20 protein-coding genes and 1 pseudogene are annotated in these 20,651 nt (G+C 68.2%); 12 read left to right on the top strand and 9 right to left on the bottom strand.

The window, feature by feature from the left end; translation table 11 throughout:
• Positions 1 to 101: 101 nt before the first annotated feature.
• Complete coding sequence (locus IPG50_22160) at positions 102 to 950, bottom strand: ABC transporter ATP-binding protein (GenBank protein MBK6694888.1); 849 nt, start codon at positions 948 to 950, stop codon at positions 102 to 104.
• 18 nt (positions 951 to 968) lie between these two features.
• On the opposite strand from IPG50_22160, the gene IPG50_22165 reads away from it, so the two are divergent.
• The 5 genes from IPG50_22165 (at position 969) to IPG50_22185 (ending at position 5,422) form a co-directional block, all read left to right on the top strand.
• Complete coding sequence (locus IPG50_22165) at positions 969 to 1,583, top strand: polyhydroxyalkanoate synthesis regulator DNA-binding domain-containing protein (GenBank protein ID MBK6694889.1); 615 nt, start codon at positions 969 to 971, stop codon at positions 1,581 to 1,583.
• A 203-nt stretch (positions 1,584 to 1,786) separates the two neighbouring features.
• The gene (locus IPG50_22170) at positions 1,787 to 2,446 is read left to right on the top strand and encodes a sigma-70 family RNA polymerase sigma factor (GenBank protein MBK6694890.1); all 660 of its coding nucleotides are present in this window, start codon (positions 1,787 to 1,789) and stop codon (positions 2,444 to 2,446) included.
• Positions 2,443 to 3,321: a zf-HC2 domain-containing protein gene (locus tag IPG50_22175; GenBank protein ID MBK6694891.1), complete on the top strand. Its 879-nt coding sequence runs from the start codon at positions 2,443 to 2,445 to the stop codon at positions 3,319 to 3,321. The genes IPG50_22170 and IPG50_22175 overlap by 4 nt, the downstream gene beginning before the upstream one ends.
• 129 nt (positions 3,322 to 3,450) lie before the next feature.
• Entirely contained in the window at positions 3,451 to 4,422 is a 972-nt protein-coding gene (gshB, locus tag IPG50_22180) for a glutathione synthase (protein ID MBK6694892.1), read from the top strand.
• Positions 4,423 to 4,429: 7 nt separating this feature from the next.
• Positions 4,430 to 5,422: an FHA domain-containing protein gene (locus tag IPG50_22185; protein MBK6694893.1), complete on the top strand. Its 993-nt coding sequence runs from the start codon at positions 4,430 to 4,432 to the stop codon at positions 5,420 to 5,422.
• Between the two features lie 15 nt (positions 5,423 to 5,437).
• Here IPG50_22185 and IPG50_22190 read toward each other — a convergent pair whose 3' ends face one another.
• The 3 genes from IPG50_22190 to IPG50_22200 all read right to left on the bottom strand — a co-directional run bounded on the left by IPG50_22190 (position 5,438) and on the right by IPG50_22200 (position 8,869).
• Positions 5,438 to 7,276 carry a serine/threonine protein kinase gene (locus IPG50_22190; protein ID MBK6694894.1) on the bottom strand — a complete coding sequence of 613 codons (1,839 nt, stop codon included), beginning with the start codon at positions 7,274 to 7,276 and terminating at the stop codon, positions 5,438 to 5,440.
• Between the two features lie 123 nt (positions 7,277 to 7,399).
• Positions 7,400 to 8,257, bottom strand: coding sequence for a hypothetical protein (locus IPG50_22195; protein MBK6694895.1), 858 nt, complete (start codon positions 8,255 to 8,257; stop codon positions 7,400 to 7,402).
• A 66-nt stretch (positions 8,258 to 8,323) separates the two neighbouring features.
• Complete coding sequence (locus tag IPG50_22200) at positions 8,324 to 8,869, bottom strand: cytochrome c maturation protein CcmE (protein MBK6694896.1); 546 nt, start codon at positions 8,867 to 8,869, stop codon at positions 8,324 to 8,326.
• A gap of 153 nt (positions 8,870 to 9,022) precedes the next feature.
• On the opposite strand from IPG50_22200, the gene IPG50_22205 reads away from it, so the two are divergent.
• Positions 9,023 to 9,595, top strand: coding sequence for an HNH endonuclease (locus IPG50_22205; GenBank protein MBK6694897.1), 573 nt, complete (start codon positions 9,023 to 9,025; stop codon positions 9,593 to 9,595).
• A gap of 66 nt (positions 9,596 to 9,661) precedes the next feature.
• On the top strand, positions 9,662 to 10,063 hold the full coding sequence (locus tag IPG50_22210) for a hypothetical protein (protein ID MBK6694898.1): 402 nt from the start codon (positions 9,662 to 9,664) through the stop codon (positions 10,061 to 10,063).
• A 3-nt stretch (positions 10,064 to 10,066) separates the two neighbouring features.
• On the opposite strand, the gene IPG50_22215 is transcribed toward IPG50_22210, so the two are convergent.
• Positions 10,067 to 10,252 carry a hypothetical protein gene (locus IPG50_22215; protein ID MBK6694899.1) on the bottom strand — a complete coding sequence of 62 codons (186 nt, stop codon included), beginning with the start codon at positions 10,250 to 10,252 and terminating at the stop codon, positions 10,067 to 10,069.
• A gap of 291 nt (positions 10,253 to 10,543) precedes the next feature.
• Positions 10,544 to 12,142, bottom strand: coding sequence for a protein kinase (locus tag IPG50_22220; GenBank protein MBK6694900.1), 1,599 nt, complete (start codon positions 12,140 to 12,142; stop codon positions 10,544 to 10,546).
• Between the two features lie 28 nt (positions 12,143 to 12,170).
• Here IPG50_22220 and IPG50_22225 point away from each other — a divergent pair, with 28 nt between their 5' ends.
• The gene (locus tag IPG50_22225) at positions 12,171 to 12,839 is read left to right on the top strand and encodes an AgmX/PglI C-terminal domain-containing protein (GenBank protein MBK6694901.1); all 669 of its coding nucleotides are present in this window, start codon (positions 12,171 to 12,173) and stop codon (positions 12,837 to 12,839) included.
• A gap of 16 nt (positions 12,840 to 12,855) precedes the next feature.
• Here IPG50_22225 and IPG50_22230 read toward each other — a convergent pair whose 3' ends face one another.
• From IPG50_22230 to IPG50_22240, 3 genes and pseudogenes are all read right to left on the bottom strand, one after another.
• Positions 12,856 to 13,728, bottom strand: a complete 873-nt coding sequence (locus IPG50_22230; protein ID MBK6694902.1) for a putative DNA-binding domain-containing protein — start codon at positions 13,726 to 13,728, stop codon at positions 12,856 to 12,858.
• A pseudogene (locus IPG50_22235) lies at positions 13,725 to 14,647 on the bottom strand (DUF692 domain-containing protein). The gene IPG50_22230 and the pseudogene IPG50_22235 overlap by 4 nt, the downstream one beginning before the upstream one ends.
• 103 nt (positions 14,648 to 14,750) lie before the next feature.
• On the bottom strand, positions 14,751 to 14,984 hold the full coding sequence (locus IPG50_22240; protein ID MBK6694903.1) for a hypothetical protein: 234 nt from the start codon (positions 14,982 to 14,984) through the stop codon (positions 14,751 to 14,753).
• A 256-nt stretch (positions 14,985 to 15,240) separates the two neighbouring features.
• Between IPG50_22240 and IPG50_22245 the strand changes: the two genes are divergently transcribed.
• The 4 genes from IPG50_22245 to IPG50_22260 all read left to right on the top strand — a co-directional run bounded on the left by IPG50_22245 (position 15,241) and on the right by IPG50_22260 (position 20,650).
• The gene (locus IPG50_22245; GenBank protein MBK6694904.1) at positions 15,241 to 16,854 is read left to right on the top strand and encodes a hypothetical protein; all 1,614 of its coding nucleotides are present in this window, start codon (positions 15,241 to 15,243) and stop codon (positions 16,852 to 16,854) included.
• A gap of 132 nt (positions 16,855 to 16,986) precedes the next feature.
• The gene (locus tag IPG50_22250) at positions 16,987 to 18,288 is read left to right on the top strand and encodes a PHB depolymerase family esterase (protein ID MBK6694905.1); all 1,302 of its coding nucleotides are present in this window, start codon (positions 16,987 to 16,989) and stop codon (positions 18,286 to 18,288) included.
• The gene (locus IPG50_22255) at positions 18,285 to 19,526 is read left to right on the top strand and encodes an MFS transporter (GenBank protein ID MBK6694906.1); all 1,242 of its coding nucleotides are present in this window, start codon (positions 18,285 to 18,287) and stop codon (positions 19,524 to 19,526) included. Before IPG50_22250 ends, IPG50_22255 begins: the two co-directional genes overlap by 4 nt.
• The gene (locus tag IPG50_22260; GenBank protein MBK6694907.1) at positions 19,523 to 20,650 is read left to right on the top strand and encodes a hypothetical protein; all 1,128 of its coding nucleotides are present in this window, start codon (positions 19,523 to 19,525) and stop codon (positions 20,648 to 20,650) included. The genes IPG50_22255 and IPG50_22260 overlap by 4 nt, the downstream gene beginning before the upstream one ends.
• The last annotated feature ends 1 nt before the right edge of the window (position 20,651 follow it).

Genomic DNA, 20,651 nt, shown 5'->3' on the forward strand with positions numbered 1-20,651 from the left:
GCGCACGGCGCCACACGAAGACCGTGATCGCGGCGCCAGGCTGATCGACTGATCATGGCGCCGCGAGGGCGAAAGGTGCGCCGGTCGCTCTAACGCTTGCTCTAGGTCGGCTTGCGGATCGAGGCGCGCATCGGCAGGAAAAAGCGCGTTCCCGTGAGCTCGTTGAGGCCGGCGTACAAGTCCGTGTCGTAGGTCTCGCGCAGCGAGGCGTAGGTCATGACTTCGTCGATGGAGCCAGACGCCACGACGGCGCCCTTCTTCATGAGCACCACGCGCGACGCGTATTGAGCGGCCAGGTTGAGGTCGTGCATGACAACGAGGCAAGCGATGCGGTCTTTGGCGGTGACCTCGGCCAAGAGGTCGTAGAGGCCGAGCGCGTGCCCCACGTCGAGGAACGCCGCCGGCTCGTCCAACAGCAGGACCTCAGGCTTCTGCGCCAGTGCTCGCGCGATGGACACCCGCTTGTGTTCCCCGCCGCTCAGCGCCGAGGCCGGGCGATGGGCGAGGTCACGAAGGTCGCAGCGCGCGAGGACATCCTCGACGATGGCTTCGTCTTCGTCGGAGGGGCGCATCCACGCCCCCTGGTGTGGCGCACGCCCCATGCGGACAATCTCCCGCACCGAGAAGGAGAACGCGATCTCCTCGGTTTGGTGCACGACGGCGAGCCGCTGGGCCACGGCCCGACGCTCCAAGTCCCCGAGGGCCGTGCCAAAGAGCCGCACGGCGCCCGACGTGGGCGTCATCGCGCCGGCGAGGAGCTTGAGTAGCGTCGACTTGCCGGCGCCGTTGGGACCAAGGACGGCCACGAGCTCGCTGGCAGCCACGTGCAGCGTCACGTCACGAACGACGTCGCGCGCCTCGGCGTAGCCCGCGTGGACGCGCTGGGCCTCGACTGGGTGCGCGCCTCCTGCGGCGGCTGATTCAGTTTGTTCACGCGGCGCGGCGCGCATCCATTACCCTCGAGAAGCGTGAGCACGGAAAAGACAGCGCCGGGCCCGACGGGGGCCGAAGAACCCCGCGCAGCGGGGGACGACGCCAAAGCCAGCGACCCCTCGAGTCACCGGATCATCAAACGCTACTCGAATCGAAAGCTCTACGACACCAAGGAGAGCCGATACGTCACGCTGTTGCAGATCGGTGAGCTTGTGCGGGCCGGCGACGAAGTTCGCATCGTCGACAACAAGACCAAACAAGATCTGACAGAAGTCACGCTGGCGCAGATCATCTTCGAAGAGCAGAAGGCGAAGGGGCGCAACGTGCCCCTTCAGACGCTGAAGGGCATGATTCAGGCGCGCACCGAGAAGGTGCTCTCCGATCTTCGCGAAGGCCCCATCGGCCGTCTCATTCCAGGGCCGCCGCTCGCGGGCAAAGAGAAGGAGCCCGAGGTCGTGGAGGAGGCGCGTGAATCGAAGCCGCGCCTCGTCGAGCAGGCCAAAGTGACGCTCGAAGACTGGCAGCACCGGATGGACGACCGCATCCGCGCCATCCTGCCGAGCCTCAAGCCGTGGCACGAGCTCGAGAGCGAGGTTCGCGACCTCCGGGCGCGAGTGGCCGAGCTCGAGCGGCAGCTTCGCGAAAAGTAGGACACCCACCGACATCGTCCGCAAAGCGCTCGTCGCTTCTGCAAAGCAATAATATTGCAATGCATTTGTCGCTTTGTGGCGCGAACCGCGGCGATGATTACCTTCCTCGTTCGTGGCGCACCGGCCACCCGACGAAACTCGCGGAATAGACAGGCCGCGGGGCCGGTTCGTCCCGGGAACGAAGGCGATCCGAAAGCTCTCCTATGCCTATCTTGAGAAGCAGCGTGAGAACCACCCAGGCCGCGACTGACAGCTTCATGACCGAGGTCCTCGCGCACTCCGACGGCATGTACGCCGTCGCTTGCCGCCTCACGAAGAACCCGGCAGAGGCGCAGGACTTGGTGCAGGACGCGCTGGTGAAGGCCATGCGTGGGCGCGAGCAGTTCAGCCAAGGAACGAACCTCAAGGCGTGGCTCTATCGCATCCTCACGAACACCTTCATCAACACGTATCGCCGCGGGGGTCTCGAGCGAAGCGTCCTCGACGGCCCCGACGCCGATCCCTTGGCCGACGGGTGGGTGAGCGTATCGACGATGCGCCAGCTCCGCGATCCGGAGCAGGTCGCGCTTCAACCGGTCATCGAAGGCGAGGTACGCCGGGCCCTCGACGAGCTGCCGACTGAGTTTCGCCTCGCTGTGATCCTCTGTGACGTGGAAGAATTCTCGTACGAGGAGATCTCGCAGATCATGGGGTGTCCCATTGGTACGGTGATGAGTCGATTGCACCGCGGCAGGAAGCTCCTGCAGCGGTCCCTGCTCGGCCACGCGGTCGCCATGGGGATCGTCAAGGAGGAGCCAGCAGCCGCCAAGACGGAAGAGAAGCCGGTCGACCTCGCCGCCTACCGCGCGAAGAGGGCCGTATGAGTCAGCCTTGTGAGCACCAGCACCTGCTCGAGGCTTACAACGATGGCCAGCTCGATCCAGCGACGATCCTCACCATCGAAGCTCACCTGTCGCAGTGTGAAACGTGCCGCGAGCGGGTCCTGTTTCAGAAGGCCGTTCGAGGCTCGGTTCGGCGCGACGTGAGAAGCGAGGCGCTGCCGGAAGACGCGCGCGCTCGGTTCATGGCGGCGCTCGCCGGCGTCGCCGACGGCGAAGCCATTGACGCTCGTGAAGAGCGAGCGATGCTCCGCAAGGAAGAGCTGAGCGCTCGATCGCCCGCCGTCTCGTGGACGCTACGCTCCGCGGTGCCGCTCACCGCCGCCGCCGCGTTGGCGCTCGTATGGGGCGCTTCGGCGCAAGGCCCGCTCACCGCCCGCGCGTCGCTCTTCGGCGCGACCGCCATCGACGCGAGCCGCGAGATCTTGGACGAGCTGGTGCAGGAGCACTCGAGACCCTTGCCGCCGGAGCGCACCGATCCGAAAGACCTCCGAGAGTTCGAGCGCTACGTGGGCGTGCCGGTCAAGCCGCGCACCTTCGAGAAGGGGTCCGGCGCGAGGCTCGTGGGCGGTCGCGTGATGCCCATGCACCAAGAGCGCGCCGCGATGCTCCAATACGAGGTGGGAAGCGCGGAAGGTCCCAAGCGCGTGAGCGTGCTGATCTACGATCCCAGGCGCATCCAAGTCGGCAGCACCGAGCTGGCGCCGCGAACGGTGGGCACGTCCGAGGTTCGCGTCGGTCGTGCCCGCGGCTACTCGGTGGCGGTCACGGAGCGCGAAGGCGTCGGCTACGCGCTCGCGAGCGACCTCGACACGGAACGCAGCGCGCAGTTCGTCAGCTTCGTCGACGACCAACCCTAGACGCGCCACCACACTTGGCGACGCGGCGGCGGGCTGGCCCTGCCGCCCGCAGCGATGCGCAGCGGCGCCGCGTGGGCCTTCGCCAAAACGCTGGAAGCTCTGGGGCCTCCGTGGCATGTCTCAGGCCCCATGCGCTTCGTTTTTCTGATGGACGCACTCGACCGCGTCCTGCCCGACAAGGACACGACCTTCGCCATGCAACGGGCGGCGCAGCGACGGGGTCACACGTGCCTCTTCGCGGAGCTCCGCGACCTCTCGAACGTCGAAGGCGAGCCCCACGCCCGCGTGCGCACCATCGAGGTCTCCGACACGGCGCCGCACTTCAAGCTCGGCGAACCGAGCGACGTGCACCTCGCTACCGTTGACGCGGTCTTCATCCGCAAGGACCCGCCCTTCGACTCGAGCTACCTCTACGCGACGCTCCTCCTCGAGCGCGCTCGTGACCGGACCGTCATCGTCAACGATCCGCGGGGACTCCGCGACGCCAACGAGAAGCTCTACGCGCTCCACTTCATTCGCCACATGCCGCGCACAGCGGTGACGGCACGCGAAGACGCCATCACGGCGTTCGTGAAGAAGGTCGGCGGCCAGGCCGTGATCAAGCCGCTCCACGGAGCCGGCGGCGCCGGCGTCTTCATGTTGCGCGAGGGCGATCCGAACGTGCGCTCCATCATCGAAACGGTGACGCGCGAAGGCGCCGACATCGCCATGGTGCAGGAGTTTCTGCCGGCCGTGCGCCAGGGCGACAAGCGCGTCCTCTTGCTCGACGGTGAGGTCCTGGGCGGCATCAACCGCGTCCCCCGCAGCGACGACATTCGCTCGAACATCCACGTCGGCGGGTCCGCCCTCGAGACCAACGTGACCGAAGAGGAGCGCGCGGTGGTGCGCGACATCGCGCCGCGCCTACGGCGCGACGGGCTCTTCTTCGTGGGCCTCGACTTCATCGGTGGAAGACTCACCGAGGTCAACGTCACCTCGCCGACGGGCATCCAGCAGTTGAGCCGTCACCTGGGCCGCGACGTCACGGAAGACGTCATCGCCTGGGTCGAGCGGCGAGTCCACGACGCGAAGCCGCTCCCCCCCGCCAGCCTCGCGCCCTAAGCGTTCCATGCCCGTCACAGTGATCGTTCGGACCGACGAGGCCGGCGCGTCCACGTCGCCGTCTCTTACTTTTGATGGTCCGCGCGTGGTCATCGGTCGCGGCGCCGGCTGCGACGTCCGCTTGCCCGACGCGAGCGTCAGCCATCGCCACGCCACGCTGCAAGTGACCAGCGGAGCCGTGACGTTGTCCGACGAAGGCAGCTCCAACGGGACCTTCGTCGGAAAGAAACGCCTCTCGGCCCGCGCGCCGACCACGATCAAGTCCGGCGAGCTCGTGCGCGTCGGTCGCGTATGGCTCGAGCTCCGCATCGAGGAACGGCCCGCCACCCGCGACTTGTCGATGGCCACCAAAGACATCGCCCTCGCGCTCGTCGCGCGCGCCATGCGGTCGCTCGGCGAGGAGCACGTGCCGTACGTGCGGGTCGACGCGGGCCCCGACGAAGGCGCGGAGCTCGCGCTGGCCGAAGAGGGGCGCGTCTACGTCATCGGACGGGGTGACGCCTGCGATCTGGCGCTCGGCGACGCCGATGCCTCCCGTGAGCACGTTCAGCTCGTACGCCGCGGCGGAGCGATCCTTGTTCGAGACCGCGGCTCGAAGAACGGCGCGGACCTCGAGGGGGTGCCGCTCTCGGACGCGCGCGACGTCACCTGGAAGGCGGGGCAGTCGTTGCTCCTCGCCAACACAGTCCTCGTGCTCTTTGATCCAACGTTGTCGGCGCTCAAGAGCATCGAAGAGGCGGACGACGAGCCGCTCGCCGACGCCGACGTCCCTGCCCCGCCCGTGAGCGTGGCCGACGCCTTCGGCGAGCGCAGCGCGTCGAAAGCACCGCCCGCACCGCTGCCGATCGCGCCGCCGTCGGAGCGGCCTCGGCCGTCCGCTTCGCCGCCAGCGCGACGGAGGCCGCGGGGGGTTCAGCCGGGCGAAGCCGGATTGCTCGTCGTCGCGCTGATCATTTTGGTGCTGAGCCTCGGCGGACTGTTCTGGCTGCTCCGAACCTAGGGCGCCAGGGGGTGCTCAGCGCGAGCCGGAGCTCTGCGACGCTTCCGACTCTAGGGCCGAGAGCGTTGTCGCTTCGGCCTTGGCCGGCGCCGGCGGTGGCTTGCGACCCACGCCCGGCGGGTACGCGAGCGGCAACCCTGCGCGCGGCACCGCTTCCAGCATGGTAACGAGCTCGGCAGCGCTCTTGGGGCGATCCTGGACGCGCTTCTTCAGGCATTGCATGACGATGTCGTCGAGCGCTTCCGGGATGTCGAGGTCGGGGCGCCGGCGACGCATCGCGATGGGCACTTGCCGTTGGTGAAGGTCCAGGAGATCGCGGCGATTGGCCGCCGTGATGGGGAGCTCACCGGTCAGCGCTTCGTAGATGAGCACGCCGAGCGCGTAGATGTCGGTCCGCGGCTCGACGGCCCCGCCAATGCATTGCTCGGGCGCCATGTATTCGGGCGTTCCGAGCGTGTAGCCCGCCTGCGTCAGCGACTCCGCCGAGGTCAACTTGCTCATCCCGAAGTCGAGCACCTTGGAGGTGTTGTCTTCGCAAAGGAAGATGTTGCCGGGCTTGAGGTCGCGGTGCACCACACCTTTCTTGTGCGCCGCGTCGAGAGCCTTGGCGACGTCTGCGAAGACCGGGATCGCGAACGCCGGGGTGATGATGCCGTCCTTGGCGAGCTTGTCGGCGAGGGAGCGCCCATGAAGACGGTCCATGACGACGTAAATGGAGCCATCGGGCATCTGGTCGAGATCGAGGACGCGCGCGATGTTGGGATGGTCCACGTGAACCTGGATGTAGGCCTCGCGGCGGAGACGCGCGATCTCGCCGCCGTCACGCGCCGCTGCGCCACGAAGGACCTTCACGGCGACCTCGTGCCCGAGCGTGGAGTGCTCGGCCGAATAGACGACGCCGATGCCGCCGGAGCCGATCTTGCGACCGATGCGGTACTTGCCTCCGAGGACGGTGCCCGTGAGCTCGCCGGGCGTCGCGCCGAGATCTCCGCGCAGCTCGAGCCCGCGCTCCAGCGCAGAGATGCGATTTCGCTCGAACACCCGTTCGCTCTTGTCTCGGAGCGAGCGCTCGTAGAAAAGCCCGAGAGCGGCGCCGAGTCCCCCGGCCAGGATGGCGCTGGTCACGCCGGCGATGACGCCGCCGGCGAGGAAGGCGGCGCCGCCGCAGACGACGCCCGCTCCGGCCGCAAAGCCGGGGATCGCGCCGCGCATCGACGTTTCACGCCACTCTACCTGGTAGAGACACGAGTCGGCTCCGCGACTTATGCACGCGTCGTGCGTAACGTGGGCAGGCGCGAGACCCCAGATGCGCGGAAGGCCACCGAGCTCGCCCCGCCGAGCGGCACACAAGAGCTCCTCGCCGGGAGCGTCGACGGACATGGGCTCATCGTTGCCGTCGTCGCGCGCGCGATAGGTCATGCGCACGGCGGCCGACCCCTTGGGGCGGTCGGCGATCTCTTCGAGCTCCCAGGTGCCGACGCGGGTCTCTTCGCGAGCGTTGGACGCCAGGTAGCGATAGGCGTCGATGGGAAATTCGGCGACGCGCAACATCCGCACGCGCGCCCCGAGCGCCTCCGGGTGGGTGATCCATTCACCGAGATCGTGGAGGGCGCTGGGGCCGAGCGCGTCGACGATAGCGCGGAGGGCACGCTTGGCTTGCTGCGCGCTCACCCAACCGGTCTCGTTGTCGATGAGCGAAACGTCGATGCCGGCGCCGCTGAAGAGCGCGCGGGCGACGCGCTCACCTTTCTCGGCGCGGGCTCGCAGAAGGTAGGGCTTGAGGATGGAAGCGCGCAGCTCCTCCTTGCCGCCTTGGCGCACGTGACTGCGTCCCATCGCTGCGCCTTCGGGCATACCGACAGAATCTACGCCGATGGGACGGCACCGTCATCTGCAGCAGACGCCGAAGCGCGTCGTGCATGGGTCGTGCATGGGAGGAGGTGGGAGACGCGCGCGCCACTAGCCCTCAAGAGACGCCTAGAACGAGCCGCTCAGTACTGCACCCGCGCCACGGGGAGCGGCGGTTGGCAAAAGGGCGACCGCCGACCGTCTGCTTCCGAGCGTGAGCCAGAGCACGCCGGCGCCCACGGCGACGAGTGACGCACCGGCCACTGCGCCGCCGACGATCGCGCGTGTGGTCGCCGAATCGAAGTCCGCAGACGCGGAAGTGGCGCTTTCACCGAGCGGGCACACGCGCCGTCCCGACGACTCGGGGCACCGTGACTCCACGTCAGCACGACTGGACAATGCAGTGACCAAGACGACCGCACCGACGGCGACGCCAACGCCGCCGGCGCCAACGACGATCCACGGGGCCACGCGCGGAGCGCTCTTGGGCTCCACTGGCGGCGCCGGCGGCGGTGTAGGCGCCAGCGGCGAAGCAGAAGGCGCTTCGGCGGGGGGGCCCGCTGGCGCGGCGACGGGCGGCGGAGGCGACGAGGCGGCCTTCGGCTCTTCCCGCGAGAGGTTCGCGATGCGCTTCTTCACGGCGTCCACGCTCGGGTCCGTCGGTGAGGCGCGCGCCACGAACACGTTGAGCGCCACCAAGGCTTCGGCGCGGTTCTGCGCGAGCTCGTAGGCGCGGGCGATGATGGGGAGCAGCTCGTGTTTCGTGCAATCGCGCCGGTAAGAGTCTTTGAAGTAGGTCACGGCGGTCGCGTAGTCGCCCTCGTCGAAGGAGTGACGTCCGGCGAGGTAGGCGCCGTGGGCCGCCTCTGTGTCGGCCTTGGAGGGCGCGCGGGTGCACGCCGGGTAGTTCGACTCGGCGCGGAGCGCCGGTGCAAGCGTCAACGCGAAGGCCGCGCTCGCAAGGCCCACGAGGATCTTCGCGGTCATGCGCCGCCGAAGGTAGAGCGAAATCCGCGACGACGCGAGTCGCGTGACGTCACGCGCCGGGGCTTGCTACCGAACGCCCACGGGCGTGGGAACCAAGTGCGGGTTCTTCTCGCCGGCCTTGGCCTTCTCTTCGTATTTGCTCGGGCACTTGGTGAGGATGTTCGTCGCTTCGAACGTGCCGTCGGCCTTGAGCGCGCCCTCGACGGTGAGCGCGACGTCCATGCCCGGCGTGTCTTGGAAGTTGTCGGGGACGACGCATTGAGCAAAGCGGACAGGCATCGACTGACCGCTCTTCTCCACGGAGAAGAGGTACTCGCAGGGCGACTCGCGGCGATTGAGCGAGCCCTTCACGAGCACGCCCTCCGCACGAACGGGACGGCCGAGGTACTTGTCACGCTGAGCCAAGAGCTCGTCGACGGGCTTCGAGTAGATGGCGTTGTCCTTCATGCCGGTCAGCGCCATCGTCACCACACCGCCGCCCACGGCCACGAGGACCAGCACGAGGCCCAAGCCTCCTCGCGAGGCTTGCGGCGCGGCGCGGCGAGCCGAGCGAACGGGAAGCGCGACGGCCTCGGTCTCGTCTTGCGGGGGCTTGGCGGGCGGATCGGACATAGTTGAAACCCTGAGGGAGCGTTCATTCTGGGGGCCATGCGGCGTCGCGTCAACGTGGCCCCACCAAGTCCCGACACAAGCGACAAGCACCCACCTGCCCGTGGGTATAGGCGCGTCGGCGTGGCTCGGTGCCCGATGCTAGAGTTGAGCCTCATGGACGTGCTCACTGCGCCGGTCCTTGTTTTGAACAAGAACTTTGAACCCGTTCAACTGACCACGGCACGACGCGCGTTCGTCCTCCTCTATGGCGGCGCGGCCCTCGCGCTCGACGAAGAAGGCGAGACCTACGACTTCGATCTCTGGCGCTTCCTGCCGGTGCGGGACGACGACGATGGTGTGCCGACGGTCGCCGGCAGCGTGCGCGTCCCGCGCGTCGTGCACCTTCACCGCTACGACCGAACGCCGCGCCTCCAGGTGCGGCTCACGCGCCGCAACCTGATGGTTCGCGACGCGCACCAATGCCAATACTGCGGAAGGAAGCCGACCCTTCGCGAGCTCAACATCGATCACGTCCTGCCGCGCTCGCGCGGCGGCGTCGACTCGTGGGAGAACCTCGTCACATCGTGCAAGGCGTGCAACCTGCGGAAGGGCTGGAAGACCCCGGAGGAGGCCAACATGCGGCTCGCGCGCAGGCCCTTCCGTCCGAAGTGGACCATGTCCGCGCAGATTCTCTTGGGGACCGGTTCGCGCTACCGCGAGTGGGAGCCGTTCCTTCAGGCGAGCTGAGTCTTCGCGCAGGGAAAAAAGTCGCCTGCGTCGAACGCGTTCTTCGACGTCGAACGTTTCATGGGCATGGTCCTCCGCGTCACCCGCGCGCACCGCCACGCCTGCTTCCTCGCGGCGCTCCTTGCGAGCGCCATCGCGTTCGAGCCCTCCGTTTCCGTTGCGAAGGGCTCGGCCTTTCGGGACGAAGGGAGAAGCGCGCGCCCATTCCTTGGGACCTACGACACCAATTGGGGTCCCGTGTGGCTCCGTCTGGACCCCGAGGGCTCGCTCGTGGGCGACTACGCTGGGCCGTTCGTGGGAACCCTCGAAGGCACCGTCGTGGGGCGCCGGTACCACTTCGCTTGGCGTCAAACGAACGGCGAAGGCGGCCGCGGATACTTCGAACGAACCGAAGACGGCATCGCCGGTGAGTGGGGCAGCGGCGAGAGTGAGACCTCGGGCGGGGTCTGGTCCGGCCGACGGCGCTGAGCGCTAGCGCGCGTCGCCGATGAGCTCGCCGTTGTCGCAGCGCCCCCACAGGGTCCAAGCGCCCGACTCGCAGACGAAGACGTCTTCGCACGCGCAGCAGCTCCCCGGGCACCCGGAGGCGAAGCCCAAGGAGCAGTCTGGGAACGCGAGGTCGAGGCAGCCGGGGCCACCGAACGCGCCCGACGACATCGACAGAGACGTCGCGCGGGGAGACGTTCGCGTCGCTCACGGACGCCTCGACGGCGACGGAGGCGTCGCGAGCCGCGCACGTTCGGTCGAGCCGCCACGAGCCGGAGGCCTGGCAAACGTAGACTGCCGCGCAGGCCGGATCGACGCACGCGTTGTCGCGACGCGGACAGCCGCCGGCGGGGATGTCGACACAAGGCACGGGAGGTGGCAACTCGGGTGCGCACGCGACGAACGCCGCCGCGCCGGCAAACGCGACGAGGACCGCCAGCGCGAGGGGCGAGGCTCGAAGGCTCATTGGAGCTTGGTGAACCCGTTGCGCTTCGTGGCGCCCTTGCTCGGCGGTTTCGCGGTCGGCGCTCGGTCTGCGGGACGAAACACCACGAGCGTCGCGAGGTCGGCGCTGGCGGTGCCGCCGTCGAGGACGAGGTCTGCTTCGGCGCTCACGCCGTCGGCGGCAAAGGCCCGCAAGCGATAAGGAGTCTTTGGCTCAGCCGCGAGCTCAACGACGACGGCGTCGCCGGGCGGCGAGAGCGTTCGCTCGATGTCGTCGACGATGACGCGCGCGGCCACGATGGGGAGCTGCACGACCACGCGGCGGGGCTGCGGCGGCGGCAGCGCGATGGCCGACAGCGACGAAGGCGGCTGCGTCGCGGCGACGCGGGACGTCGGCCTCGTGATGAAGAGGGCGACGAGTGCCAGCACCACGAGGCCGGCTACCGCCAGCAACGCCCAGCGCAACGGAAGGGCCCGGCGCGGCGGTTGAGTCTCTTCGACGAGGTAGCGGTCGGAAGCGAGCTCGGTGCCAAGCGCGCCAAAGAGCTCCGGCGTGGAGTGCGGCGCCGACGGCACCGGCGAGGGCCTTAGCGTGAGGCCAGTCGCGACAAACAGCCGTTCCGCTTCGTCGTCGCCCACGACGCGACGAACGGCCTGGTGAAGCACGCGCATGCGCGGGGAGAACACGGCCTCGACGACCCGTGTTACCTCCTCACGTCGCGCCACCCGCACGTCGAGAGCCTCGAGGGCCGCGATGAACTCGCCGGCCGAGGGGTAGCGAACCGCGAGGTCGCGAGACAACGCGCGCGCGATCACCTCGTCGAGGACCGCCGGCACGTGCGACGCGCCAACGCTCCGGAGCCGCGGGATGTTGTTGTGGAGCACCGCGGCGAGGACCTGCGCCGGCTCTTCGCCGCGAAAGAGGCGGCGCCCCGCGAGCGTCTCCCAGAGCACGACGCCCATGGCGAAGACGTCGCTCTGGACCGTGCAAATGCGCCTGGCGTCGACGCGCTCCGGCGCCATGTAGGCGAGCTTGCCCTTGACCTCGTGCGTCCGTGTAACCTGCACGCGATGGTCGGCTTTCGCCACACCGAAGTCGGTGAGCCGAGACAGCCCGTCAGCGCCGACGAGGACGTTGTGCGGGCTCACGTCGCGGTGGATGATCCCAAGTGGCGTTCCGCCTTCGTCGGCGAGCTCGTGCGCCGCACGCAGACCCAGGAGGGCGTCGAGCGCGATGCGCATCGCGACGGGCACGTCGAGGGCGCGGCCCGCGTCGGCCAACTGGCGGCGAAGCTCGACGAGGGAGGCGCCTTCGACGTAGTCCATGACGACGAAGGGGACGTCGCCGTCGAAGCCGAGTTCGCGAACGCGGACCACGTTGGGGTGACGGATGGCCGACGCGAGGCGCGCCTCGTCGACGAGCATCGACACGTAGACGGGATCGCGAACGAGGTGCGGGTGCGGTCGCTTCAGCGCCACCAGCGGCAACGCCGGTAGCGCCGCGCGCGCCAGGTACACGGTCGCCATGCCGCCGGCGGCAAGCTCCACGAGAAGCTCGTAGCCGGAGACGGTCCCGGCCGGCGCCGCTCTCGTCTGTGCGATTTCCCGAGTCTCCAAGAGGTGCCTGATCTGGTATCACCGAACCATGACGACCTCCTCGCGGTCCACTACGTCCCGTCCTCGTCTCGGCGCCAACCCTGGTTCGGTGGGCCGCCTCGTCGTCCTCTTGGTCGGCTTCGCGGCAGCCTGCGGCGGCGGCTCAGCCATCGGCCCGGCCGGGTCCGTGGAGCCGACGGCGCCGCCCGGCGCGACGCCGCCGCCCTCGGGCGGCGTGGACCCGAGCAAGGGCGGCGGGCCGACGACGTCCACAACGCCGGCCAGCTCCACGCTCCCCGACGGCGGTGAGCTTCAAGGCGCCAAGCTCCAGTCGGCCACGAAGACAACGACGATCGAGACCAAGGGCGAGAGCGGACCCAAGGGCGGCTCGCAGGAGCCCGGTCGGCGGCGCGAAGACATCCAGGCCGTTATTGTGGCGCGGCGCGACGACGCCCGGAAGTGTTACGACGACGCGCTCAAGGCGCATCCGGGCATCGAAGGAGACTTGGTCGTCAAGTGGACCATCGATCCGAAGGGACAGCCGACGGACGTCGCGGTGGACGACGGCAAGAGCCAGATCCACGAGCCTTCGGTGGGCCAATGTGTCGTGGACATCATCAAGAAGATCAAGTTCGCCGAAAGCGCCAAGGGCTTCGAGACGCGAACGAACTACCCGTTCAATTTCAGGCCGCGGGGCCCGCAGCCGGCGAAGAAGTAAGGGCGCGGCGGGCAGGTTAGGACGGCGGCGCGCCGGGAAGCACGACCTTCGCGAGAAGCCCCCATTGCGTCCACCAGGCGAACCACGCCGCGAGTTTTTGAGAGACGTCTTCTTCCGTGAGCCCCATCGCGAGGGCTCGCTCGCACGCTTGTCCCAGCGGGAGCCCCTCCTTCAAGGCGGCGAGCACAGCGTGCGAGGCCGGCTCGAGCTCGTAGGAGCGGAGAGCGTCGCCGACGCGAAAGATCGCCAAGTGCACCTCGCGCTCGGCGGGCCGCGGCACCTCCGGGGCGCGACCCTCGGCGCGCACCGCTTCGCGGAAGTCATGGGTAGCAAACCGTGTGACCACGAGCCGAAGCGGCGCCTGGAGCTCAAAGCGCGCGAGGAGTACCGCGTCGGGCGCGGCCGTCGCGAGAGGCGTGGCATCGAACGGCGTGGGGTCGGCGGCGTGGTACGCGTCGATGAAAGCCCACTCGATGCGCGCACACTCGGCAAGCAGAGGGTCGTTGGAATACGGCAGCTCGCTCGCGACAAAGCGCTCCATGTCCTCGCTCAAGAAGCGCAGGTCGTGGTGGGAGGGCGGAAAGCGCTCCAGGTATCGCTCTCGAGCGCGCGGAAGCCGTCCCCCCAAGAGCTGGACGAGCGTCGGGAAGTCCTCTTTCAGTGAAGCGATGTGACGGAGCCAAAACTGCTCGCGGTAGACGTCGACCTGCTCGATGGGCGAAAGCGTGCGGCTGCCACGCGCGAGGGCGCTAACGGCGGCAGTGTCCGCGTCCAGGGCGAGCGGGAGCGGCCGCCTGATGGCCTCGGCGAGCAGGGCCTGAGCGCGGAGCAAAGACTCCGGAGGCGTGGGCTCCTTCGGGAACGCGTCGGCCTCGTCGACGATGCTCACGGCTCACCGCCGAGCGAGTGGGCGACTTCACGGGAAGGCGCTGTGGGTCCCAGAGGTCCCAGCACCTCGCGCCGAACCTTCCGAGCTAGCGAGGCCTCAGCCGCCAGCGTCGCCCAAGGCGGGATGTCCTCATCCCACTCGATGAGCGTAGAGACGGCGCCGGTCCGCGCGAGGGCTCGACGATAGAGCGCCCAAACAGGATCCGACACCTTGTCGGAGTGCGTGTCGAGGAGATACTTGCCCTTGTCGGTGTGCCCCGCGAGGTGCATCTGAATGACCCGATCGCCGGCGACGGTATCGATGTATCGCTCTGCGTCGAAGCCGTGGTTCTGCGCGCTCACGAAGACGTTGTTGCAGTCGAGGAGGACGCCGCAGTCGGCGCGGTGAGCCAGCTCCGCCACGAACTCGTCTTCCGGCATGCCGTCGCTCACAAAGGTCATGTAGCTCGACGCGTTCTCGATGCCGAAGGGCAAGCCGACGAAGTCCTGCACGCACCTTATGCGGTCGGCGATGTAGCGGAGGTTCTCCTTGGTGAACGGGAGCGGCAAGAGATCATGCAGCTGAGATGACGCCGTGCCGGTCCAGCAGAGGTGGTCGGTGAACCAAGCGGGGCGCACGCGCTCGGCGAGAACGCGAAGCTCCTTCAAGTAGTCGCGGTCGAGCGGTCTTGAGGAGCCGATGGAGAGCGAGACCCCGTGGAGAACGACGGGGCGTCGGTCGAGAAGTTTCGAGAGATTGCTGAGGGGGCGCCCACCCTCGAGCATGAAGTTTTCGCTGATGACCTCGAACCAATCGATTTCCGAGAGCGGGTCACCGGGGGTGCGTCGTCGCGCTCGCCAAAGATGTCCGGGTAGTGGCGCGGTCTCGCGCCGACGCCAACACCCAAGTCCGGGATGCGGTGCCGCTCTCTGAAGCCCATGCGCCGGACACTAGCGCGATTTCACAAAAGAGAAACGCCAGGCCGACCGAAGCCGACCTGGCGAGTCTCAAGGGAGCGTGCCGACGTTACCGTCGGCGACGACTCACTTCTTTGCGCTGCAGCCTTCCTTCTTGTCACCGCCGGGAGCCGCGGGGGCCGCCGGGGCGCCGGGCGCCGCGGCCGCGCCGCTGCAGGAACCCTTGCCGCTGCAGGAGGCCTTCGCGCCGGGGGCGGCAACGTCCGTCGGAGCCTTCGGGGGCTCGGGAGCGCCGCCGCAAGCCGCGAGCGAGCCCATGAGGATTCCGGAGACTGCAGTAATCGCGAGCGCCTTGTTCATGATGTCAAACCTCTCTCAGCGCCGGCACTTCACCGGCAAACGTGAGCGCCGCGCTGGGCGCCATACTCCGGAGCTTCGTGGGCTCCGGGCCCTCGCCAACAGCATGCTGGCTAAAGCGAGGGCGAAGCCTAGCGGCCATCTCGTGATTTGCGCCACTTTTTTTTTGCTTGCTAGATTTGTGCGAAAGGTCTGCGCGTTCGTGGCTTCGCCAGTCGGTTGTCGCTGGTCTGCTGTGTCCCGTACGATTCGGGGACCCGTGGTTAGCCTCCTTACCCGCCCGTCGTTGCCGCCGGGACGCGACATCTTCTCCGATCTGCTCGGTGAGGTACGTTCCGCTCGGCGCGAGGACACGCTCGCGCGCGAAGAGTGGTTTGGTCGCCTTGCGGGGCCCGGTGAGAACGAGCGACTCGTCGCGACAGCGAACGTCTTTGAGCTCGATACACTCCTCAAGGGGCTCCTTACGTTCAAGAACCCCAGGAATCACCCGGGCCCCTCCAAGCGCACAACGCCGGTGGTGGCCCAAGACTTCCGCGAGCAGCTCGTCTTCGTGGCGGAAGGCCTCGAGCGACTCCTCGACCTCACCCGGGCGCTCGTCCCTGAGGGGACGTCACGCGCGAAGGTCTTCGAGGAGTACCTCGCCTCCATGGCGCAAGAGGACGAGACCGGTAGCCCTCACGAGGACGCGCAAACACCCGACCAGGCACTCCTCCAGCTCCGAGCCGCGCTCGCGAACCACCATGAGATCGGCGCTGGCCTCGCGCGCCTGCCGCGCGTGACCTTCCGCCTCTTTCATGCGGTGTTGGCGACGGCGGAGCGAGACGTCTTGAGGTCTCGCTACTTTTCGCCGACGGGCCCGCTGGAGTTCCGCCCCGAATACGATCGCATCGAGAGCCGCCAGATCCTCGAGCTTGCCCGCAACGTCCCCGGTGAACAGAGCCGACAGCTCGTGGCCGTGACCTTCTTGGCGCTGTTTCGCCTCCTTCGGTACGTCGACCTCGCGGACGAAATCGTCCGCCGCCCCGAGGACCCGACGGTGCGCGGAGCGGCCTTCTTGGTGCTAGCGGTCCTCCGCTCCGACGCGCGCGGGTTGACCGACGAACTGCGGCAGCGGGCGGGTCGGCTTCTCGCCGAAGGCTACGAGCGGAGCGTCTTTCGCGTTCACGCGCGGGACGTCGGACGACGCTTCGACGCCCTCCGCGCCGATGGACACAAGATGCTCGAGATCAAAGCCGCGCTCGAAGGTGTCGCCGCGAACCTCCGCCTCGAGCTTCGGCGAACCTTCGAACACGACTTGATGGCGCCTGAGCTGGCGCCTTCCGTTGACGTCATGCGCGAGCGCGTGGCGTTGGTGTCGAAGAACCTCAGGCCCGCGTTCCAGAACGCCATCCTCTTCCTGGGGAAGGCGCTGGGCGTTCGCCTCGACGAAGACGGCGTCTTCGACGACGTGGCGGCCAAGCGCAACCTCTCGGAGCGCTTGCGGCGGGACGTGTGGATGTTTGCGCAGATCGTTCGCGCCTTCTCCGACAAGGCCAACGCCAGCAAGGGCGCCGAAGTGCCCTGGACTGGACCGTCCCCGCTGCGCTTCGTACGCGAGTTCTTGCGCTACTTCCGAGCCATGGGCGTGCCGCTCTTGCGAGCGGCCGACTACCCGCGCATCGACGCCTTCATCCAGACGATGAGCGGTCTTGAGGAGGCCGATCTCGTCGAGCCGGGACGGCTCGAGCACGCCGTCGCGGAGGCTTCCACGTTCCACGCGTTCTTGCTCGAGTTGGTGGCCAGCATCGGTCAACGCGACGAGCTTGTGTCGACGCCCTTCGACAAGCGAGCCGCCGCGCAGGCGCTCAAGCTCTACCTCGGCGCCGCCGACTGAGCGACACGACGCCGCGACGAAACGGTCGCGTTGGCAGGGGCGTCGCGCCGCGACAAGCGCGTCGCAGCGACGCCAAAACGCAGCCGATTTCGCGACAGGGATGCCTGGCACGCCCGGTGCTGTTGGCGCGCCATGAACCGCATCAAGGCCGCTGGACTGGCTTTCTCCATCGCCCTCACGGGCGCGTGCGCCGCACACGACGACGGCATGACCTCCGAGTCCAACCTCGGCGAGAGCCAAGCTCTCCTCTCGGGAGCTGTCGCGCCGCGCGCCGCCTTCGGCTCCAACCCCGGCGGGCTCAAGCTCTACGAGTACGTACCGAAGCCGCTCACGGTCGGGGCGCCGCTGGTGCTCGTGCTTCACGGCTGCACGCAGAGCGCCGCCGACGCGACCCACTGGGGCTGGAACGAGCTGGCCGATCAAGCCGGCTTCGTCGTGGGTTATCCCGAGCAGCAGACGGCGAACAATTCGGTGCGCTGCTTCAACTGGGGCGGCGAATACGGCGACCTCGCGAACCTCCAGCGCGGCAAGGGCGAGAACGAGTCGCTGAAGCAAATGGTCTCCGCGCTGGTTGCCGCGCACGGGCTCGACGCGAAGCGCGTCTACGTGGTGGGCTTCTCGGCGGGGGCCGCCATGGCGCTGGTCGCCGCCGCAGCCTGGCCCGACGTGTTCGCGGGGGCCGCGTCGCTGTCGGGGATCCCTTACGCGTGCAACGCCACCTACTCGGAGGTCTTCACGTGCCAGAACCCGGGCGTGGACCGGACGCCGAAAGACTGGGGCGATCGCGTGCGGAAAGCGTTTCCGAGCTTCAGTGGCTCGTTCCCAAAGGTGAGCGTTTGGCAGGGCGCGACCGATACGACGGTCGGCACCAAAAACCGACGTGAGATCGTCAAGCAATGGACGAACGTCCACGGCGCGTCCGACACCGCGACGTCGACGGACACGGTCGATGGCGCGAAGCGCGAGCGCTTCGCCGACGGCACCGGAAAGATCGTCGTCGAGAGCTACGAGGTCCCGGGCATGACCCACGGCGTGTCGGTCGCGCCGTCGCAAGGTTGCGGCAAGGTTGCCGCCTACTCCTTCGACAAGGGAATCTGCACGTCGCGCCGCGTCGCTGAGTTCTTCGGCCTCGTGGCGGCCGCGCCGCCAGCCCTCTTGCCAGACGGCGGCATCGCGCCTCCTTCTCCGGCCACCCTGCCGGACGGCGGCGTCGCACCGAGCGGCGCACAGGGCGGCGCGCCTGCTGCCGGTGGAGCGTCAGGCAAAGGCGCGGGAGCGACGACGAACGACACGCCCAGCGACCCGCGCACGGCGGCGAGCACCTGCGGCGTTTCGTCGACGCGGGCGCCGGGCTCCTTCGCGCTCGCGGTCGTCGGCCTCTTTGGTCTAGGCCTCGTGTCGCGCCGAACGCGACGCTCGCGAGGTGCCGCATGAGCGCGGTTTCAATCTGGCGCGAGCCCACGGCGACGCAATACCGAACGTTCTTTGCCGCCTGGAGCGGCTGGGTGTTGGACGCGTTCGACTTCACGATCTTCTTGCTCGTGATGCCGCACATCGAGGCCGAGTTCGGCGTCAAGAACGTCGCCACGACGGCCTCCATCGCGCTGACGCTCCTGGCGCGGCTCGTCGGCGGTTACGTGGCCGGCAAGGCCGCCGATCGTTGGGGGAGGCGATTGCCGTTGCTCCTGTCGATCGTGTGGTTTGCGCTCTGCGATGGCGCCGTCGCGCTGGCGCCGAGCTTCACCGCGGTGCTTGTACTCCGCACGCTGTTCGGTTTCGGCATGGGCGCTGAGTGGACGAGCGGCACGACGCTGGCGATGGAAAACTGGCCGGCGCGCAGCCGCGGCATCGCCTCCGGCGTCCTTCAGGGCAGCTGGGCCATCGGGTACCTCTTGGCGGCCGCCGTCTCGGCCTTCGTCGTCCCGCGTTTTGGCTGGCGGGGCCTCTTCGTGGTCGCCGCGTTGCCGGCGCTCTTGGTGCTGCCGATGCGTTTCGCGATCCCCGAGAGCGACGAGTGGAAGTCGGCGCGAGGCAAGACGGAACGGCTCGCCACGTTGCGCGAGGTCTTCCGCAAGTACCCCACGCTGCTTGGGCGAACGCTGTGGGCCTCTTTCGCGATGGCCGCCGGCTTCGGCGCCTACTACGCCATCACGGGGCTCTACCCGTCGATGCTCGTCGCCGAGCACGGAATGGACGCCGCGGCCGTCGCCAAGCTCGTCGCGATCTTCAACGTGGGCATGATGGTGGGCGCTGTGGGCTGCGGCTACTTGGCCAGCCGAAGCGGCACGACTTGGGGCCTCGCGGCGCCGGCCGCGATCTCGCTCCTGGTGCTGCCGCTCTACGTCGGCATGGGGAGCACGTCGCTCGCGCTCGGGGCGCTCCTGGCGGGCGCTTTTGGCGTCGGCTTTTCGGGCGTCACGCCGATGCTCTTGACGGGGCTGTTCCCCGCCGAGGCGCGCGCTCGCCTCGTGGGGATCGTCTACCACGTGGGCGCGCTCTTCGCGGGCTTCATGCCGATGCTCGTCGCGGCCTTGGCAAAGCAGATGCCGCTGTCGCGGGCCATCTGGATCACGGCAACGGCACTCGAAGTTCTGCTGGTCTTGCTCGTGGTCTTCCGAAAGCGCGATGAGTCGTCCGCAACGACGCCGGCCGAGGTCGAGGTGATGTCATGAAGCTCGGTCTTGCGATTATTTCCTTGAGCGCCCTTGGCTACTTGATGGCCCTACCCGCCTGTCTCACCTCGGAAGTGAGCGTGAACGACCTCGCCGCCAAGACCAATGGCGGTGCGTTCTCTGCGGCCGGCTCCGATCCCTCCGACAACGCGGCGAGCGCCGACTCCTCGGCCATTCGGTACCGTGAGCTCGCGGCCCACCCCGGCTGCACCACCGACGGCCTCACGTATCCGGCAGCCGCCATCCCCGGCTACACGTGCGCCGCCAAGGGCTACGAGCCGGCCTCCGAGGACGCGCAGAAGCCCATCGTCCTCTTGGTCCACGGCAACTCGTCAACGCCGGCCGACTACGAGAGGTTTCCGAAGGACGACCCGAACGCTCTCCCGATGCTGTCGGAGCGGCTCGCGGCTTCCGGCTTTCGGAGCTACGCCGTCGACTTCCGCATCGACAAGGTCGACGACCCGAACCAGAACAACGACACGGAGAACGCGGCGAAGAACTTCGACCACGGCTGGGCCGTGCCGATCCTCGAGCACCTCATCGACTCGGTGATGACGGCGAACCCGGGCCGCAAGGTCTCGCTGGTGGGCTTCTCGGTCGGGCCGACGATCATTCGCGATGCGCTGCGCCGCTTGCACCGGGCCAAGAAGAAGCCCTTCGAACGGATCGCCGCGTTGGTCTTCGCCGCCGGCGGCCATCACGGCGTCTCGACGTTCCGCAAACTCTGTGGGCCAAACCCGACCATGCGCGGGCGCGTGGCTTGCGAGCTGGGAGATCGCACGGCCTTCGCACCGACGGAGCTGTCAAAGCCGCTAAACGGCCCCGACGGCGCCTTCGAGGCGCCCTGCGCCGACGGAGCCTCGGCCTTCGGCCAGAAGGGCGTCTGCGGGAAGAACACGGTGCGCATCACCACCGTCGTCATGAAGGACATCAAGGACGGCACCTACCAGGACGAGTTCGTCTCGGAAGGCGCCAGCGCGCTCAAGGGCGCCCAGAACCTCACGGTGCCCCTCGAGGCGAGCGATCCCACGGGCTACTTCCTGAAAGGACTCTTCAAGAACCACTACGGCGCGCTGCGGAGCGAAGCGGCGCTGTCGCTCATCTTGGCGGCCCTCGAGAAGTAGC

The sequence above is a fragment of the Myxococcales bacterium genome (genome assembly GCA_016703425.1).
Taxonomy (GTDB): domain Bacteria; phylum Myxococcota_A; class Polyangia; order Polyangiales; family Polyangiaceae; genus JADJCA01.

Coding starts and splice junctions, on each gene's coding strand:
- IPG50_22160 (MBK6694888.1), bottom strand. CDS start 950: ATGCGCGCCGCGCCGCGTGAACAAACTGAATCAGCCGCCGCAGGAGGC.
- IPG50_22170 (MBK6694890.1), top strand. CDS start 1,787: ATGCCTATCTTGAGAAGCAGCGTGAGAACCACCCAGGCCGCGACTGAC.
- IPG50_22175 (MBK6694891.1), top strand. CDS start 2,443: ATGAGTCAGCCTTGTGAGCACCAGCACCTGCTCGAGGCTTACAACGAT.
- gshB (MBK6694892.1), top strand. CDS start 3,451: ATGCGCTTCGTTTTTCTGATGGACGCACTCGACCGCGTCCTGCCCGAC.
- IPG50_22185 (MBK6694893.1), top strand. CDS start 4,430: ATGCCCGTCACAGTGATCGTTCGGACCGACGAGGCCGGCGCGTCCACG.
- IPG50_22190 (MBK6694894.1), bottom strand. CDS start 7,276: ATGCCCGAAGGCGCAGCGATGGGACGCAGTCACGTGCGCCAAGGCGGC.
- IPG50_22195 (MBK6694895.1), bottom strand. CDS start 8,257: ATGACCGCGAAGATCCTCGTGGGCCTTGCGAGCGCGGCCTTCGCGTTG.
- IPG50_22200 (MBK6694896.1), bottom strand. CDS start 8,869: ATGTCCGATCCGCCCGCCAAGCCCCCGCAAGACGAGACCGAGGCCGTC.
- IPG50_22205 (MBK6694897.1), top strand. CDS start 9,023: ATGGACGTGCTCACTGCGCCGGTCCTTGTTTTGAACAAGAACTTTGAA.
- IPG50_22210 (MBK6694898.1), top strand. CDS start 9,662: ATGGTCCTCCGCGTCACCCGCGCGCACCGCCACGCCTGCTTCCTCGCG.
- IPG50_22215 (MBK6694899.1), bottom strand. CDS start 10,252: ATGTCGTCGGGCGCGTTCGGTGGCCCCGGCTGCCTCGACCTCGCGTTC.
- IPG50_22225 (MBK6694901.1), top strand. CDS start 12,171: ATGACGACCTCCTCGCGGTCCACTACGTCCCGTCCTCGTCTCGGCGCC.
- IPG50_22240 (MBK6694903.1), bottom strand. CDS start 14,984: ATGAACAAGGCGCTCGCGATTACTGCAGTCTCCGGAATCCTCATGGGC.
- IPG50_22250 (MBK6694905.1), top strand. CDS start 16,987: ATGAACCGCATCAAGGCCGCTGGACTGGCTTTCTCCATCGCCCTCACG.
- IPG50_22255 (MBK6694906.1), top strand. CDS start 18,285: ATGAGCGCGGTTTCAATCTGGCGCGAGCCCACGGCGACGCAATACCGA.
- IPG50_22260 (MBK6694907.1), top strand. CDS start 19,523: ATGAAGCTCGGTCTTGCGATTATTTCCTTGAGCGCCCTTGGCTACTTG.